Source organism: Pseudomonas sp. ACN5, assembly GCF_002303975.1.
GTDB lineage: Bacteria > Pseudomonadota > Gammaproteobacteria > Pseudomonadales > Pseudomonadaceae > Aquipseudomonas > Aquipseudomonas laurylsulfatiphila.
The window spans coordinates 522,476-538,206 of sequence record NZ_MRCP01000001.1; the positions used below are offsets into that span (position 1 = coordinate 522,476).

A 15,731-nucleotide genomic window follows, 5' to 3' on the forward strand; every position below is an offset into this window, starting at 1 on the left:
TCTCCTCAATTCGTTTGATATGGTCTTCGGGTGCGGTCGTAGCGGAGGCGTTGTTGAGTGAATGGAAGTGATTCGATGCTTGCATGATAATTAGCTGTTTAAACTTCTTTGCTCTGATTTACTGCTGATAATTCTGGAGAAAACAATAATGAAAACTTACTCCATGGCACTCGTAACATCTATCTGTACTCCGGGTTTGATTACAAGTCAGATTGCCAGCGCTGAACTAATAAAAGATAGCAAAGCTAGTGTCGAAGCGCGCAACTTTTACTTTAATCGTGATCTGCATGATACTATGGATGCACAGCAATCAAAACGCGAAGAATGGGCGCAGGGATTTATCCTCAAGGCGGAATCCGGATATACCTCTGGAGCCGTCGGCTTCGGTTTGGATGCTTATGCTGGTCTCGGTTTAAAACTTGACTCTTCAGACGAGCGGGCCGGCACTAATTTGCTGCCCAGTAAATTCGGAGACGATGGTCCTGGTGGATATTCAGAGACAACCGTCACGTTGAAAGCGAAAATTTCCAAAACAGCGGTCAAACTCGGCGGCTTGATGCCTCGGCTGCCGACCGTAACTGCAAATGACTCCCGCCTTTTACCTCAGAATTTCCTTGGGGGGCACGTTAACTCCCAGGAAATAGCGGGGCTAAATTTCGATGTGGGTCAAATTAGAAAGGTCAATCAACAGGACTCTAGCGACTTCCAGGACTTGAGTCTAAATTCTGTTGGGGGTAGGCGTAACTTCAAATTTGGTAGTAACCGCAATCAGGGGGAAGACTTCAGTTTTGGTGGTGTGTCTTACAAATGGCATAGTGGTCTCACAACTGCATACAACTATGGAGAGCTAGAAAAACTTTATAAACAGCATATTATCAACATGACCTACGTACTTCCTATTGCCTCCAATCAGTCACTGAAGTCCGATCTTCGTTATGCATATTCGACTGATGACGGCGGGAGCAATGTTGATAATAGGGCTTTCGGTGCAATGCTTTCCTACTCGCTGAGCGGTCACATTCTTGGTTTGGGTTATCAAAGGATGAGTGGGGACACTGGCTACGCCTATCTCAATGGTGCAGGTGCTTTTTTGGTGAACTACGTTCAGATAGGTGACTTTGCAAGTAAAGATGAGTTTTCTTGGCAAGCGCGCTACGATTTCGATTTTGCTTCCGTTGGAGTACCGGGCCTGACATTTATGACTCGGTATATCAGAGGTACTAACATCGACCAAGGCACAGGGCTTGCTGAGGGGAAGGAGTGGGAACGGAATATGGATATAGTTTATGTTGTCCAGCAAGGGCCTTTGAAGAACCTCATGTTGAAATGGCGCAACGCTACAGTACGTAACAACTTCGCAAATGACTTTGACGAAAATCGTTTGATTCTAAGTTACACTGTGTCTCTTTACTGATGATCTGACATATGGAGCAATCGGAGTTACAATGCGGGCAGTAAGATTGAAGCGTTAATGAATGTGGCCGCCATGTCAATAAGTCCGCAGGTGGTATGACCGGAGGAGTGAGCGCGTCGTATGAAGGATCACGCGACGCAGTCGCTTATCGATCAAATCCGGACGGGTGTACGGGTACTACCCGATTTGTTCTGTGGGCTTAAACTGCATATGCACGTGTCTTACGTCAGTATAGGGATGAATACCGTCCTGACCTAATTCACACCCCAACCCGGATATTTTTCTACCCCTAAATGGAGCTGCGACATTGTCTTTGATCGGGTCGTATGATCCATACATGGCCCCTGTCGATCTCAGTGGCCGCACGCGTGGCCGATTCGAGGCTCGAGGTAAAGATCGTCGCATCCAGACCAAAATCGGCATCATTGGCCTATAGGCAATAGCCTCCTCTAGGGAGCATACACTGTAGGCGGTGATTGAAAGCTGACCCACACTGCCGATTGAAAAATGACCCGGGGCGGATTGCTGATTTTTGCCCCAACAATTGTGGATAAGCTTAGCAGTCGTGTTCCGCTTGAAGGCTGATCAAGCCCGACCGCATGTAGGCATGCAGCAGGGTATTTATGGTGCCGGTCAGAACGGTGCGTCGTCCTCGATATCCTCTGCATTCTTGCGCTTTCGTTCACGCGATTTGAACTTTGTCTGGTCTGCCAAGGTGCTGTGTTGCAGGCGGTAGGGCTCGTTGCGCGTTTGGACGATGTAGCAGTGGTGTGTAAGCTGGTCCAGTAACGCTGTGGTCATCTTGGCGTCAGCCAACACACTCGACCATTCCGAGAAATTGAGTTGGTGGTGATGACCACGCTGGTGTGTTCGTACAGCTTGGAAAGCAGGTGAAATAACAATGCGCCACCATTTTGGCTGAAGGCAAGTACCCAAGCTCATCGAGTATCATCAGGTTTGTGCGAAGTAGCTTTTGGGCGATTCGGCCTGCCTTACCATCTTACTTTTGACGCTCCAGCAGATTGACCAGAACCACCGTGGAGAAGAACCCTACTCGTTCTTATGCGTCGTTTTTCCTGACACAACCAAGGCACTGGTCAGGTGTCTTTTCCTTGTTCAAGGCCGGCCGATGAAGACCACATTTTTACGCTGGCTCCCTAACCTTCTGGTAGGATAACTCCTTGACCAGAAAGACAATCATCCCTAGAAACGCTGAAGTCAAAGTTAGCTAAATCAAGGTACATGGGAAGCTTTGGCACGTTCATCTGATGATTCACAGAGCGCACGGCGCGATCTGCCTGCTCCTGTTGGAGTAGATGCTCAAGCAGCCATTTCGAGGATGCCGTCGAAGCTTCTCCCTTCGCCTCCAACTCTTCCCAAGCTTGAGCTATGCCACGTAGACGCAGTTCTTTAAGTTCTGCCATCAATCACGCATTGCGGCTCTCCTCATCTGTTGTACGGAATTGGTCAGATCGGGCCGTGTTGGCAACGGGACCCACCCTGAGTTGCAGGCTGGTTTCTACGGAAGGCGGCTGTGCAGTAGCGGTGAGCCGGACGAGAACATTTAAGATGTGATCGGCGCTCAGACTTCCCGAGTCAAGCACCAGTTCTACGCTACTAGCACCGGATCAAGACCGGCGATGGGCGCGGCAGTGTGCACCTGCGTCATGATTCGTTCACCGTTGCTATGAAGTCTCAGGTCCCGTTTTAAAAGCCGCAACGGCTGGGGCAGATAGGTAAACGGTGCGCCATTGCGCAGTGCACCCGGCTGCGCTCGATGAGTGGGATGTAATGCTGCCAGTCAAAACTGACCTGATCTCGATCAAAGAGACGCTCGTGGCTGGCGATCATCATGTCATCGGCGATGACCACGATCCGGGATGTGTAAAGACGGCTGCTCACTCACTGGCCGACTTGCTCACAAGACACCGAGTGGCGATTTCGTGCGACACTGATGAGGCAGGTGCTGGAGACCCTCACGGTGCGCTCTACGAAGCCATCAAAGGCGGTCGGCATCGGCATCATTTCGACGCGCTCCAGCTCCAAAACTTCCGCCACCGTCAGCCCGTTGTAAAGCGGATGCAGCAGCTCTTTCTAGGGCGCACGACAGCGTGGGCCGAGCCAGGCACTCAGTTCCTCAAAGGTGTGGAGCATGCAGTTTTGAGTGTCAAGCCAAATGCGCCGGCGACCGTCTTAAACGTTATTTTCGACAATGCCCTTTTCCCATCCAGAGACTACGTTGCAGAAATCCGGATCGAACAGGTAGTGCGCGGGTATCCCGGAAAACCGAGCATTGACTATGCGGCCCTTGCCTTTATAGACGTCATCGACAACCGTTTTCAGGTTGTCGTAGATGCCGCGACGCGGCACGCCACCTAACGCTCCGAACGAGCGTATATGGGCATCGACCAGCATCTCGTGACCTTGGCGGGTACGCAACCAACCGGAATGCGCGATTGGCGCACAGCTTCATGTGGGAGACCTGGTTTCTTTGAAACAGACCACCGATCAGCAGCCCTTCTTCGCTCCAGTCAAATTGAAAGGCTTCACCGAGCGCAAACGTCAGCGGTGCTAATAGCTCGTAAAGACTTGCCTTGCTCACCTCGCCAAGAGCTTACAAACGCCGTGAGCTGCCTATAGCAGCCTTCATAACCCTCGGTGTTGACCTGCTCAAAAAGTGCTTTCGCACTTCTGCGATTGTGCTTTGCTCCGAACGAATCGACTGTCAGCATCTGTTCCAACGTGTCGTGGAAAGGGCTGAGGTTGTTGAAGGTCGAGCACCGCTGGTACGCTGGCCGAGTAGCTTCGGGCGCTTTGATCCATTTTCGGATAGTGTTTCTCGACAACCCGGTACGCTTGGCTATCTAGTGCAGCGAGAGCCCGCCGCGGAAGTACATCCGCCGGGTTTTTTCCAACATTTCCCATGCTGATCACCCCGTATTCTCATACACGGAAAGTGAGCAGGAGCAGTTGAACACCTGGGTCAGTTTTCAGTCGGCAGAAAAGCCTTTACTGGGTCAGTTCTCGCTCAGCGGCAACAGCGAAGGCGAAGCGGTGCGCCTGGCACGCGGCTCGGCTGCGGCCATTGGTGAAATCGAGGAGTTCTGCGAGGCCCATGGGATATACGCTCACTTCCGACGGGCTGGCTGGTCGTCAACGGCTACCAGCGATGCCCTGCGGGGTGCATGAAGGACGTTTTGCAGACCTGCCAGCGACTCGGCGAAGCCCTGTCCATGCCCTTGTCCAACCGCGAAATCGCCCGTCGCACTCGCCAATGCATCTGGAAGGCGTGTTGGAAATCAGTAATGCCACCGCGCGCCCGGCGCGGTTGGTACGCGGGCTACGCCGTGTGGCGCTGGAGCATGGTGCAAAGATTTCGCGAACACGCCTTAATTGGTCTGGAGCGTGGCGAGCCTGCCGTGCTGCAGGTAACAAGAGGACAGCTCACAACTTAGAACGTCGTGCTGGAGAACAACGTGTTGGCGGCGGCGATCCCCTGCGCTACGCCGCACCGTCTTGCCAGTAACTGGAACGATAATCGATATCGCGCCTATTCCCGAAAGTTTGGAAGCGATTGGCTGGATAGGCGAGGAGGCCATTACCGATTCGCAACTGATGGTCGATTACTACCGCACCACCCAGGACGGGTGAATTGCGTTCGGTAAAGGCACCCGGATGATCGGCTACGGCAGCCGGATATATGCTAGCTACGACGATAATATTCAACTCAGCCAAGACATCAAACAGGATTTTCGACGTCCTTATACGCATCTCAGTAACGTGACGATCACTCATTCGTGGTGCGGTCCCGTCGATCGAACGTTCGATAGCCTTCCGGTGGTTGGTCACCTGAAGGGAGCGACGAACATAGAGTACGGCATTGGTTGGAGCGGCAATGGCGTGGGGCCGAGCCGTCTGGGCGGACGCATTCTCGCCAGCCTGGCGCTAGGGCTGGAGGTGAGTGAGGCCACTGCGGATTGGTCGGTCGTAAACCGAAACTGTTTCCACCCTGCCGGCGGATTGATGGTGCGCAATGCAGCGCAAGGAGGCGGCAGAAGCGGACAGTCGCAGCCTCGTTCGACTGGACCCTGCGGTCGCTGGCCTGGAGTCGGCGGGGCTGGAAGACAAGAATCGTTAGAATAAAGAAAGGGTCATGCTGCAACCGATTGTATTAGCGAGTACCGCCGATTTGGTCCTTCCTGTCGCTGGCCCGGTAAGTGACCATCGACAAACCTGTGATGAGCACCGACACCCATGCTGGAGAGGGGCCAGTCGGCCTGCAGGCCGGTATCTGGGAGTGATCGCCTAAGCGCTGGCTTTGCAAGGTGCTGGCGCGTGAGTTTAGTCATTTTATTGCCAGTCATTGCATTTTCATCCGGGCGGAGGCCAGCCATTGAACGTCACGTGGGTGACGCATTGTTGTTTCCTGTGAACTGTCACGGCGTCTGGGATATCCGCGAAACCGTGCGCAAGAGTTTCGTGATCATGCCCTAAATCTGGTGACTGCCGTTGCGAGTAGAGTTTGAGGAGTGACGATCTCCCCGGGGGGGATCCAGTGCAGCGCCCGTTATGGTTCCTGTAATTTAGCAGAATCGGTGTACCGGTGATGCCGATATCATCTAGCTTGAGTGTTTAAGATGAGTGCGTCTGTGCATAAAAGGATAAGTAGCAGTTAATTGGCGCGTAGAGTCAATGTAAATGACATCTATTGTCAATTCGAGATTCTCATGGTCTGTCATAGTGGTTATCAGATACCAATAGTTATTAATACCGATTCTTTCCAGTTGATGAGAGATTTTATAGGAAATGGTATATTAAGGTTTTGGTAAGATTTATCTAGAGGATAAAACATAAACATTAAAAGATGCATTGATTGCGCTATCTAACAACATTGCTGATACGTCAGGCGTAGGTGCAGTAAGTTATTGGCGCATATTTATCATCCTATTGCGTGCGTTATCTGGTCGAGGTGGTGGCAGCTGTGTTGCCGCGTTGCGAGCGTCGTTGCCGTTTCATGTTGCTTAAATATTTGATTGTTAGCACATGTCTTCCCGCGGAGAGGTAGGGTGAGTATCGAACTGGTAATTTAGTAAGATGGGGCGCAGAGCTATGCAGCATATTGATCTACAGGTTATTGAGCATGCGTTAGCTTGGTCTCTTGCGGGGGAGGTTGTGTGGCTGTGCACTGTCTTGGGTACTTTTGGCTCGTCACCGCGCGAACCCGGATCGATGTTAGTCGCGCGGCGAGATGGCGGGCATATTGGTTCCTTGTCGGGTGGTTGTGTCGAAGAAGATTTTATCGAGCGACTTCAAGCTGGTGAGTTTAATCATCCAACAACTATTCTGCGCTATGGTGACTCTTCAGGACCACAAGGTCCACGGATATCACTGCCATGTGGCGGCATCCTCAAAGTTTTGGTGGAGCGTTTTTCGGCTGTCCCTGAAAGTTGGTCTCAAATGGAGTGTTTACTTGCAACTTTGCGAGGGCAGCTCCGCGTGACTCGCCACGTTGATTTGCGCGACGGTAAAGTACACTTGAGTGAGGATGTTGGTTTGGGTCCTCGCGTGATTGAGGGGCCGGATGGTATGTCTCTGCAGATCCGATTCGGTCCATCTATTCGTCTTATAATTGCCGGTATCTCGCCTGTTTCTGTGGTCTGCGCAGACTTTGCGCGTACTCTAGGTTTTGAGGTTATAGTCTGTGATCCGCGAGAGGAGGCTCACATAGGTTTCAACGTGTCTGGCATTGAGGTTCGCAAACAACTGCCCTCACAATTCATTGCTGCCAACGGTTGTCATCAAGCCACAGCCGTCGTGGCATTAACCCACGACCCCCGTATTGACGACCTTGCCATTATCGAAGCGGTACGTACGCCAGCATTTTATATCGGTGTTATGGGATCTGTACGCACTTCAGCAGTCCGAGCTCAGCGACTGCGACGCTCTGGGGGGTTGAGTGAGGCGGATATCGCCCGCTTGCATATGCCTATTGGTTTGGCGCTGGGTAGCAAGACCCCTGCTGAAATTGCGTTGGCTGCGATGGCCGATATTATTCGCGTATACCGGGCACGGCCGCGCGATGAGCTCTGAGGCTTCCTATCGGATTGTAGATATACGAGGCAGGCGATTTCGCAGCCTCCAGCTAAGTTCGATCAGTGCCTGCAATTGCGCGCGCTTGCGTTCTGAAAACGGTGCTCTGCCGCTTGAAAAATTTTTGACAGCAGTGGAGTACCTTAAGCAGGTTCATGACCTACGTACCTTGCGTCTCGCTGGGGGTAAGCCTTCGATCAGTCCGCTGTTTGATCGCTTGGAAGTGGCACTCGGGTCTCTTGACTTTGAGGGCGTGTCACTGACCAATAATGATCAATTACTGTCTCGTAAGGTTGGCATGTTGCGCGACGCCGCAATTAAGCGCATCAACGTCTCGCTGGAGACCCTCAATCCACGAGACTTTCGTCGTATCGCCCGTGGAGGGGATTTGAGTGAGGTGCTCAGTGGCATCGAAAAGGCACTCGGCGCTGGACTGCAGTTAAAGATTAACATTGTCCCCATGCGTGGACATAACTACGAGCAAATTCTGCTTGACTTCTGCCTCGCCCTGGGAGCTGGGCTACGTTTTATCGAGCTAATACGGATGGGGCATCTAGCGAGCGATTGCGAGTCCTTTTCGCAGCAATTCATTGGTATGCAAAAGATCCTTGCTCTTGTATCGCAGAGGCATTTCTTCGCACCATTAGCAGGTACGACGGATGCCACTACGCAGCGTTCCGAGATCCCTGGTCGAGGTTGCTTTGGCATAATCGCAAATGAGAGCGCTCCGTTCTGCGTCAGTTGCACTTGCCTACGACTTACCTCAACAGGCTGGCTTTATAGATGCCTTTCGTTTAGTCGCAGCCGTTATTTTTGCAGCCTACTGGATCTACCCAAGAATGAGGCGTTGACGGCGATTAGAGAGTCATCTAAACGTGCCTTGGCGGATAAGCAGAGGCAGGAGCTTACTGGCGATATTCTGTTGATGAAATTAATCGGTGGTTGATCGACATAGCGACAGAAGGAATCTTGCGGGACCGGTTTGTGGTGTAACTTACTCTAGTTTAAGTCTTTTCAACCGCTCGCGACAACACGCGCACTGCAAACGAGCGAAAGTTATAATGTGCATTGTTTCTATCAACGGCAACGTCGTATTCAATACAGCAGGCCCCGTCAGTTCTTAGCGATTAAAACGTATCTGAATCACAATGATTTGAATGACCAATTTTTACAGGCGTTTGCTATAGATAAACAGTTGATGGCGTCGGAACTTCTCGCTTCTGGTCTCCTTCACAAGTGGTTATTTCAAAGCTTTAGACTTGGATGGTTGGTGCTTCGATTGCGGTTCTATTGCTCTGTAGAGTCTATCGTAAGAATGGATTGCCTATTTATTTTAATGGGTTCATCTACATTGCTATAGAGGTTACTCCTTGTTCTTCGGTGTCGACAAAAAAATTCCGTATCCGATAGGTAATGATTTGTAGAAGAAGTGATCAGCTAACATAAGCGATGGCTACCATAAAGGTGCGGGGGTGAAGGGTGATAAAGTTTAGATCAGTTCAGACTTTTTTTGTCGCTCAGTCGGGAGTGGCAATGGTGTTAATTATAGCAACGTTGTTAGGCTTAAGTTTTTTGTTTGGCAAAACCAATACCGAGGAGATTAAAAAGGCTACAAACATTTTGGCTGCGGACAAGGCTCAGGCGGAACTCACCAATCTTGCAAAATCCAAAGCGACCGAAATAAGCGCCAAACTTAAATCATCACTACAAGTGGCAAAAGATCTCGCCGTAACTAACTCTTTGCTAGGAAAGAAAAATCCCTCAGGTGATCCTCTTGCAACCTTATCTAGGGAGCATCTTTCCAACTTGATTAAAGAGATGCTGATTGCGAACTCGGACCTGTCAAGTGTCTACCTTGCTTGGGAACCTGGAGCATTTGACAATGAAGATGCGCTTTATTCAGGCGAAGTATCAAATGGTTACGATGGCTCAGGTAGATTTCTAACCACTTGGTACCGTGACGCCAAACAACAGGTGAAAATTATGGCCGCCCCCTCTGTTGATAGTCGCACCAAGACGGGGACTGGGGATCGGGAAGGTGAATATTATCTTTGCGCTAAAGAAAGAAAGTTGCCATGTGTTACTGATCCAGCTGTATATGACATGGGGTCAGGTAAAAAAGAATTACTTTCCTCTTTTACGGTTCCGATTATCATAGATAATGCTTTCTTTGGTGTGGCGGGAGTCGACGTACCGTTATCGTTTATTCAGCGTCTGTTGGTTGAAAGCAATAGTGCTCTTTATAAGGGCGTAGGAACCATGACCTTGCTGTCAGCAAACAATCGTATTGTGGCAAGCACAGCTAATGAGGAAGAAATGGGGAAGCTCGCCTCTAATATTCTTTCTCCAGATGATATCTCTTTATTACAAACTGCTAAAAACCAATTTGTACGTTACGAGGTTGATGAAAAAGCTGGGGTTGTCAAGTTGTCTATGCCCTTAGAGGTCACTGATTCGGGATTATCTTGGACGTTATTTGTGAAAATTCCGCTTGAAGTTGTCATGAAGCAGGCGTGGGATTTGCAGCAGGAACTGGTGAGTAATAGCGTGCGGGATCTTCGAGCAATGGCGTTGATTAGTACATTTGTCGCAGTGGTAGGCGTTTGCCTGTTGTGGTTCATCAGCTTAGGAGTTGGGCGCCCGCTTAAGCAAGCAGCAAATCGACTTTCAGATATCGCTGATGGTGAGGGGGACCTGACACGCTCTCTGAACATTGATCGTCGTGATGAACTAGGTGCAATCGGTGCTGGATTCAATAATTTCTTAGTCAAGCTTAGGCTTTTGATAGGTCAAGTTGCTTCGCTTACTGCGGATATCGCTGATACTGCGAACACTATGCGCGCAAACTCTGACGTAACTGTGACCAAAGTAGAAAAGCAACTGGAAGCAGTCGAGCTTATCGCGGCGGCGGCCCAGGAAATGGCTGCTACTGCTCACGAAGTATCTCAAAGTGCAGGTAGGGCCGCCGATGCAGCAAACAATGCTGACCAATCTGTAAGGTCAGGTCAGGCTGTTGTGTTAGCAAGCGCTCTAGCTACGCAAAAGCTTCAAGAGGATCTGGTTCATGCTTCTGACATGGTCCAAGCACTGGCTGCGGGAAGTTCTGAGATCAACAAAATACTCCACAGTATTCAGACTATAGCAGGGCAAACAAACTTGTTGGCGTTAAATGCTGCAATCGAAGCAGCTCGGGCCGGAGAGCAAGGTCGGGGTTTTGCTGTCGTTGCGGACGAAGTTAGAAGTCTTGCAATGAAGACTCAAAGTTCTACGTTGGAAATCAACGCTATGGTTGAGAAGCTGAATATAGGTATTCGAGAGGTTGTAGTGGCTATGGAGCATAGCGGTAGTCGAATGAATGAGAGCATTCGCCACTCCGACGATACGACTACGGCGTTAAGTAGTATAGCGGTTGCTGTATCGCTTATTAATGATATGAATTTACAAATCGCTAGTGCGGCTGAAGAACAAAGTATGGTCGCTGAAGATATTAGCAGGAACATTGAGAGTATTAATAGTGCTGCTGCAGAGGTGGCGCGAGAGGCGCAGAACAGTGCCTCTGTGAGTGCGGGGCTTACCAAGCTGAGTACTCAGCAAAGGCTATTAATAAAGCAGTTTAAATATTAAGTGGCGTTGGGCAGTAACGATGGTGGTGTGTTGCCGATTTATCTATTCGATACGAGATCGAAGCCCTAAGGGCGTGCGAACGAAACCGCCAGTCGAAACTGGGAGGGTGATAGGTGCATTAGACGTTCTTCAAAATCTTGCAGGTATAAGTGGGTGGCCAGCACCCCCTAGGTGATTATTTGCTACATCCGGGACCGTCGTGTGACCGGCGTCACTGCGATTACTCTTCTTGTCGCTGATCAAGAGCGTGTCACGTCGGTTGCCTTCATAGCTTCGCCAGAGGCGCTCGACGCGAGGCCTAGCAAGGTGGGTTTGAAGTCGCGCTACCGCTCCATCTTTCGGTCAAGGCTGCGCCCGGATCGGCGCGCTGGTCATGCCGTGAGGTAAGGCGGTGAGCGCACCGATGACTACATCAGTTTTGAGTTGACAACTATATGTACAGCCATATAATTATTCTGTATCGTCTGGAGCCCAAGGTGTCGGCGCCCTTAAGTGCCCACGCCTAAGCGCATAACAAGGCATTCGCCCAAAAAATGAGGAAGCACAATGAGCATGAAACAGCGCGTAATTATCGTAGGAGGGGGGCCGGTAGGGCTGCTGACTGCCTTGGGCCTAGCAAAGGCGGGGACAAATGTGGTGGTGCTGGAAGCTGAGAGCCAACCCAGCGATAGTCCGCGCGCGCTCGTTTATCATTTTCCGGTACTGCCACACCTGAAGCGGTTGGGCGTGCTTGATGACTGCGTCGCGGCTGGTTTAATGAGGCAGAATTTTGCATGGCGCGTTCACTCTACCAGTGAAATGATCTTCTGGGACCTCAGTTGTCTTGAGGGCGATGTTGAATTGCCTTACGCGCTGCATTTGGGTCAGGACAAGCTTTCCAGGATACTAATCGAGCATCTCAAAGCCTTGCCGAATGTTGAAGTGCGATACTCATCGCCAGTCGTTGATTGCGAAGTGGGCCCGCGGTCTGTTCGGGTAGTTCTTGGGGGCGAGTCGCCGGGCGTGATTGTCGAAGGGGATTGGTTAATCGGAGCTGATGGCGCTAATAGCTTCGTGCGTCGAGAGGTTTTGAATCAAAATTTCTTTGGCATAACTTGGCCGCAACGATATGTAGCTACAAATACCAGGTTCGACTTTGACAAGCTTGGTTTTGGAAAAACTACTATGCAAGTGGACGACGTGTATGGATCTGTAATATGCAATATCGATGCTGATTCTCTATGGCGGGTCACTTTCATGGAAGATCCGAACTTGCCTATGGAAGGCATTCGTGGGCGCATCGATCAAGTGTTTAAAGAGTTGTTGCCGACGAACGATCCATACGAAGTAGTCGCCTTCTCACCATATAGAATGCACCAGCGCGTTACGGATAGAATGCGCAATGGTCGTGTGATCCTTATAGGTGATGCTGCACACGTAACCAACCCAACTGGAGGGCTTGGTTTGACGGGGGGCATGTTCGACGCCTTTGCACTAACATCGGTGTTGAATCAGGTCATACACGACGGTCGTAGTGAAGACATTCTCGACGTGTTCGAAGCCGACCGCCGACGGAAATTTATTGAACTGGTATCACCTAGAGCAAGCGACAATTTGCGTAATTTATATCATCAGAAGCCTGGTGAAGGAAAAAATGACTGGGTAAACAACACTAGAAGCATTTCAAAGGATATAGATAGGATGCGCGATGCTTTACGTTTTCCAGAGACTATGGAAACCTTTCTGTAGACGGCTGATTAGTTGGTGGGATTCTGATTGCTATAGTTCAATAATAAAATTTTGCGAGCCTGTCATCTGTTGATGAAGCAAGGTTTCAATGGTTGTTTAGTGGTCTGTTTTATTAATTGTTCTATACGTTATTGGGTCCCGCCCAACAGGCGTGAATAAGTGTCACTCTGGTATCCGGTCGGCACGGACAACGTCTTCTTGCTCAGTGGTGGTGGCAATATGTACTACAAACTTACCGATTTTGGCGGAAAGTTTCTGACTAGTCCTCCGCACTTTAGTGCGGGTAAAAGCTATCCAGGTGTAAGCGCCTATGTTCAATGGTTTATGCCTGCTAATCCCCTGCCAGTATCGGTGACATTTATACATGGTGGTGGAGGGCAGGGTTCAGAGTTTTTAACTACTCCAGATGGGCGTCCAGGATGGGTTCATAATTTCCTGCAAGCAGGTTTTCCAGTATTTATATTAGATAGGCCTGGTCATGGACGAAATAGTTGGAACAGTGAGATTTTAGGGGCTCACGTACCGCATCCAGACTATGAAACGCTTTATCCAAGGTTCGTAGAGCCCAAAATCAAGAATCTCTGGCCGGAGTCGAGGCATCATGATCAGTGGCCGGATCATGAGCCAATCGCTGGAGACAGATTCATGGCAAGCCAAGGAGTAATGGCAACAACGCTGGCCGCAGCTCAAAAGCATGTAGAAGCGATTGCACCTCAGTTGTTTGAAGTAACTGGAGACACGATTTTAGTCTCGCACTCGGCAGGTGGGCCATGTGGCTGGGCATTGGCAGCAATAGGGGGGGCGAGGGTAAAAGCTGTAGTCGCGGTCGAGCCGTTAGGCTATCCGGGCCTTCAACACTCACTAGGAGATTTTGAAAATGGTTTATGTGCAGTTGAATTCTCTGGCTCGCATGATCCTTATGAGCGTCCAGTCGCATTGGTGACCGGGCATGCTAGTTGGATGCGAGAAGCAAATTTGAAAGCCGCAAAGTATTTACAAGACCAAAATTACGACGTCACTCATTTTCTCCTTGAGGATTACGGGGTTTTAGGTAATGGGCATATGATGATGTCTGAGAAAAATAGTAGCGATATCGCAGCAATTATAATTGATTGGGTCAATGAGTCGGTTTTTTGAGTTATATAACTCCGTGGTATATGTGAGTGCTGGTAGGGCCACACTCATAAGACCCTTATGTTCGTGGTCAAGGTGATTCTATCCATGCATAGGATGGATTATCTAGGAGGGGTGCGGCGGGTGGTAGTCTGGTACAAATGGCTTTGGAAGGTAAATAAATAATTCAAATCTTGGTTTATGCGCGGTACTGAATATTAACTTCGTCTAAAGGTGGAAGCTATGAAGGTTGTACGCGTTGGTCAAATTGTCCCAAGCTCTAATATCACTATGGAAACGGAGATCCCGGCGCTGCTTAAGGCGCGGGAGCTGGTAGCTCCTGAGCGATTCACTTTCCATTCATCTCGTATGCGTATGAAACATGTAACGAAGGAGGAACTAGCTCGAATGGATGGCGACAGTGATCGTTGTGCACTCGAACTATCAGACGCTCGCGTCGACGTGATGGGATACGCTTGCCTGGTCGCGATTATGTCCATGGGGCATGGTTATCACCGAGTATCGGCGGAGCGCTTACGAAATGTGACCGAGAATAATGATGCAGCAACACCAATTATTACCTCGGCGGGGGCGCTTATAGATGGCATCCGTGCTCTTGGTGCGAAGCGCGTGGCTGTGGTTACTCCTTACATGAAACCGTTAACAGAATTGGTAGTTGATTACATTCGACATGAAGGTATCGAAGTAGGTGACTATCGAGCACTAGAAATCTCGGATAATCTGGCGGTTGCGGCCCATGATCCAATGAATTTGCCTGGAATAATTGCGAGCATGCGCACGGACGACGTTGATGCAATTGTTATTTCTGCATGTGTCCAGATGCCATCATTAAATGCCATCACAATGGTTGAGGCGCAAACCAGAAAGCCAGTTATTTCAGCCGCAGTTGCTACTACTTGGGCGATGTTAACTGCATTAGATCTCCCTACACGAGTTCCTGGTGGTGGAACTCTTCTTTCAGGTGCCTACTAATGAAAGGGTACAACGTTTATGCAAATGGCATTCGTCAGCACATCATTCATTTTCCGGGAACGGGTTCACCGCTGCTGTTAATCCCAGGTATCACCTCTCCTGCAGTAACATGGGGGTTTGTGGCCGAGCGTCTTGCCAAATATTTTGATGTCCACGTGGTAGACGTTCGAGGCAGAGGTTTGAGTGAATCGGGTGATTTAGATTACTCATTGGACGCAATGGCTGATGATTTAGTTGCGTTAGCCCAGCGGATGGAAGGAGTGGTAGTTTTAGGACATTCAATGGGTGCGCGAATTGCCATTCGAGCAGCTAGGAAAGATTCTCAGGTGTTTTCTCGATTGATCTTAGTTGATCCACCTGTTTCTGGCCCAGGTAGACGTCCATATCCTGCAAAGTGGTCATGGTATGCGGAGTCCATTCGTTTAGCACAAAGAGGCTGTACGGCGATGGAAATGCGGTCTTACTGCCCGACTTGGACGGACGAACAGATCGAGCTCCGGGCTGAGTGGCTACATACCTGCCAGTACACAGCGGTCAAAACCGCATTCGATGGCTTCCACACAGATGATATTCATACCGACTTGGCGCAATTGACGCTTCCTATTCAACTCGTTGTAGCTGGTGGAGCAGAAGTTATTCAGCCTGATGATATCGCGGAGATTATTAGTTTAGCTCCTCAAACTACGACGTATGTTGTTGAAGAAGCTGGGCACATGATTCCGTGGGATAATTTAGAAGGCTTCATAACTGCAGTCAGCAATCGATAGAG

General features: G+C 49.9%; 11 protein-coding genes and 3 pseudogenes. 10 read left to right on the plus strand and 4 right to left on the minus strand.

Annotated features, from left to right (window positions below):
• The first annotated feature begins 148 nt into the window (after positions 1–148).
• Positions 149–1,414: an OprD family porin gene (locus tag BSF40_RS02525; RefSeq protein WP_095963983.1), complete on the plus strand. Its 1,266-nt coding sequence runs from the start codon at positions 149–151 to the stop codon at positions 1,412–1,414.
• A 289-nt stretch (positions 1,415–1,703) separates the two neighbouring features.
• Here BSF40_RS02525 and BSF40_RS33420 read toward each other — a convergent pair.
• The 3 pseudogenes from BSF40_RS33420 to istA all read right to left on the minus strand — a co-directional run.
• Positions 1,704–1,832, minus strand: a pseudogene (locus BSF40_RS33420) (hypothetical protein); the annotation flags it as partial.
• Positions 1,833–2,047: 215 nt separating this feature from the next.
• A pseudogene (gene istB / locus BSF40_RS33425) lies at positions 2,048–2,838 on the minus strand (IS21-like element helper ATPase IstB).
• Positions 2,839–2,841: 3 nt separating this feature from the next.
• A pseudogene (gene istA, locus BSF40_RS02535) lies at positions 2,842–4,278 on the minus strand (IS21 family transposase).
• Between the two features lie 106 nt (positions 4,279–4,384).
• Between istA and BSF40_RS31430 the strand changes: the two are divergent.
• Positions 4,385–4,603 carry a hypothetical protein gene (locus tag BSF40_RS31430; protein ID WP_052760631.1) on the plus strand — a complete coding sequence of 73 codons (219 nt, stop codon included), beginning with the start codon at positions 4,385–4,387 and terminating at the stop codon, positions 4,601–4,603.
• 312 nt (positions 4,604–4,915) lie between these two features.
• Here the strand turns inward: BSF40_RS31430 and BSF40_RS02540 are convergent, their stop codons facing one another.
• Positions 4,916–5,209, minus strand: coding sequence for a hypothetical protein (locus BSF40_RS02540; RefSeq protein WP_135846678.1), 294 nt, complete (start codon positions 5,207–5,209; stop codon positions 4,916–4,918).
• Between BSF40_RS02540 and BSF40_RS33430 the strand changes: the two genes are divergently transcribed.
• The 8 genes from BSF40_RS33430 (at position 5,090) to BSF40_RS02575 (ending at position 15,729) form a co-directional block, all read left to right on the plus strand.
• Complete coding sequence (locus tag BSF40_RS33430) at positions 5,090–5,557, plus strand: FAD-dependent oxidoreductase (protein ID WP_327127016.1); 468 nt, start codon at positions 5,090–5,092, stop codon at positions 5,555–5,557. The two genes, BSF40_RS02540 and BSF40_RS33430, sit on opposite strands and share 120 nt — an antisense overlap.
• A gap of 966 nt (positions 5,558–6,523) precedes the next feature.
• Entirely contained in the window at positions 6,524–7,504 is a 981-nt protein-coding gene (locus BSF40_RS02545; protein WP_024087615.1) for an XdhC family protein, read from the plus strand.
• Complete coding sequence (locus BSF40_RS02550) at positions 7,494–8,450, plus strand: radical SAM protein (protein WP_046816057.1); 957 nt, start codon at positions 7,494–7,496, stop codon at positions 8,448–8,450. Before BSF40_RS02545 ends, BSF40_RS02550 begins: the two co-directional genes overlap by 11 nt.
• A 587-nt stretch (positions 8,451–9,037) precedes the next feature.
• The gene (locus BSF40_RS02555; RefSeq protein ID WP_095963984.1) at positions 9,038–11,128 is read left to right on the plus strand and encodes a methyl-accepting chemotaxis protein; all 2,091 of its coding nucleotides are present in this window, start codon (positions 9,038–9,040) and stop codon (positions 11,126–11,128) included.
• A 546-nt stretch (positions 11,129–11,674) separates the two neighbouring features.
• Positions 11,675–12,856 carry a 6-hydroxy-3-succinoylpyridine 3-monooxygenase HspB gene (hspB, locus tag BSF40_RS02560; protein WP_013973865.1) on the plus strand — a complete coding sequence of 394 codons (1,182 nt, stop codon included), beginning with the start codon at positions 11,675–11,677 and terminating at the stop codon, positions 12,854–12,856.
• A 219-nt stretch (positions 12,857–13,075) separates the two neighbouring features.
• Positions 13,076–13,993 (plus strand): alpha/beta hydrolase, encoded by a 918-nt coding sequence (locus BSF40_RS02565; protein ID WP_046816067.1) that lies wholly within the window; start codon positions 13,076–13,078, stop codon positions 13,991–13,993.
• A 267-nt stretch (positions 13,994–14,260) separates the two neighbouring features.
• Complete coding sequence (locus BSF40_RS02570) at positions 14,261–14,962, plus strand: Asp/Glu racemase (protein ID WP_135848050.1); 702 nt, start codon at positions 14,261–14,263, stop codon at positions 14,960–14,962.
• On the plus strand, positions 14,962–15,729 hold the full coding sequence (locus tag BSF40_RS02575) for an alpha/beta fold hydrolase (RefSeq protein ID WP_013973863.1): 768 nt from the start codon (positions 14,962–14,964) through the stop codon (positions 15,727–15,729). The genes BSF40_RS02570 and BSF40_RS02575 overlap by 1 nt, the downstream gene beginning before the upstream one ends.
• The last annotated feature ends 2 nt before the right edge of the window (positions 15,730–15,731 follow it).

Excerpts from the sequence above, each read along its gene's own strand:
- BSF40_RS02525 (WP_095963983.1), top strand. The coding sequence starts at position 149 with ATGAAAACTTACTCCATGGCACTCGTAACATCTATCTGTACTCCGGGT.
- BSF40_RS33430 (WP_327127016.1), top strand. The coding sequence starts at position 5,090 with ATGATCGGCTACGGCAGCCGGATATATGCTAGCTACGACGATAATATT.
- BSF40_RS02540 (WP_135846678.1), bottom strand. The coding sequence starts at position 5,209 with ATGAGTGATCGTCACGTTACTGAGATGCGTATAAGGACGTCGAAAATC.
- BSF40_RS02545 (WP_024087615.1), top strand. The coding sequence starts at position 6,524 with ATGCAGCATATTGATCTACAGGTTATTGAGCATGCGTTAGCTTGGTCT.
- BSF40_RS02550 (WP_046816057.1), top strand. The coding sequence starts at position 7,494 with ATGAGCTCTGAGGCTTCCTATCGGATTGTAGATATACGAGGCAGGCGA.
- BSF40_RS02555 (WP_095963984.1), top strand. The coding sequence starts at position 9,038 with ATGGTGTTAATTATAGCAACGTTGTTAGGCTTAAGTTTTTTGTTTGGC.
- hspB (WP_013973865.1), top strand. The coding sequence starts at position 11,675 with ATGAGCATGAAACAGCGCGTAATTATCGTAGGAGGGGGGCCGGTAGGG.
- BSF40_RS02565 (WP_046816067.1), top strand. The coding sequence starts at position 13,076 with ATGTACTACAAACTTACCGATTTTGGCGGAAAGTTTCTGACTAGTCCT.
- BSF40_RS02570 (WP_135848050.1), top strand. The coding sequence starts at position 14,261 with ATGGAAACGGAGATCCCGGCGCTGCTTAAGGCGCGGGAGCTGGTAGCT.
- BSF40_RS02575 (WP_013973863.1), top strand. The coding sequence starts at position 14,962 with ATGAAAGGGTACAACGTTTATGCAAATGGCATTCGTCAGCACATCATT.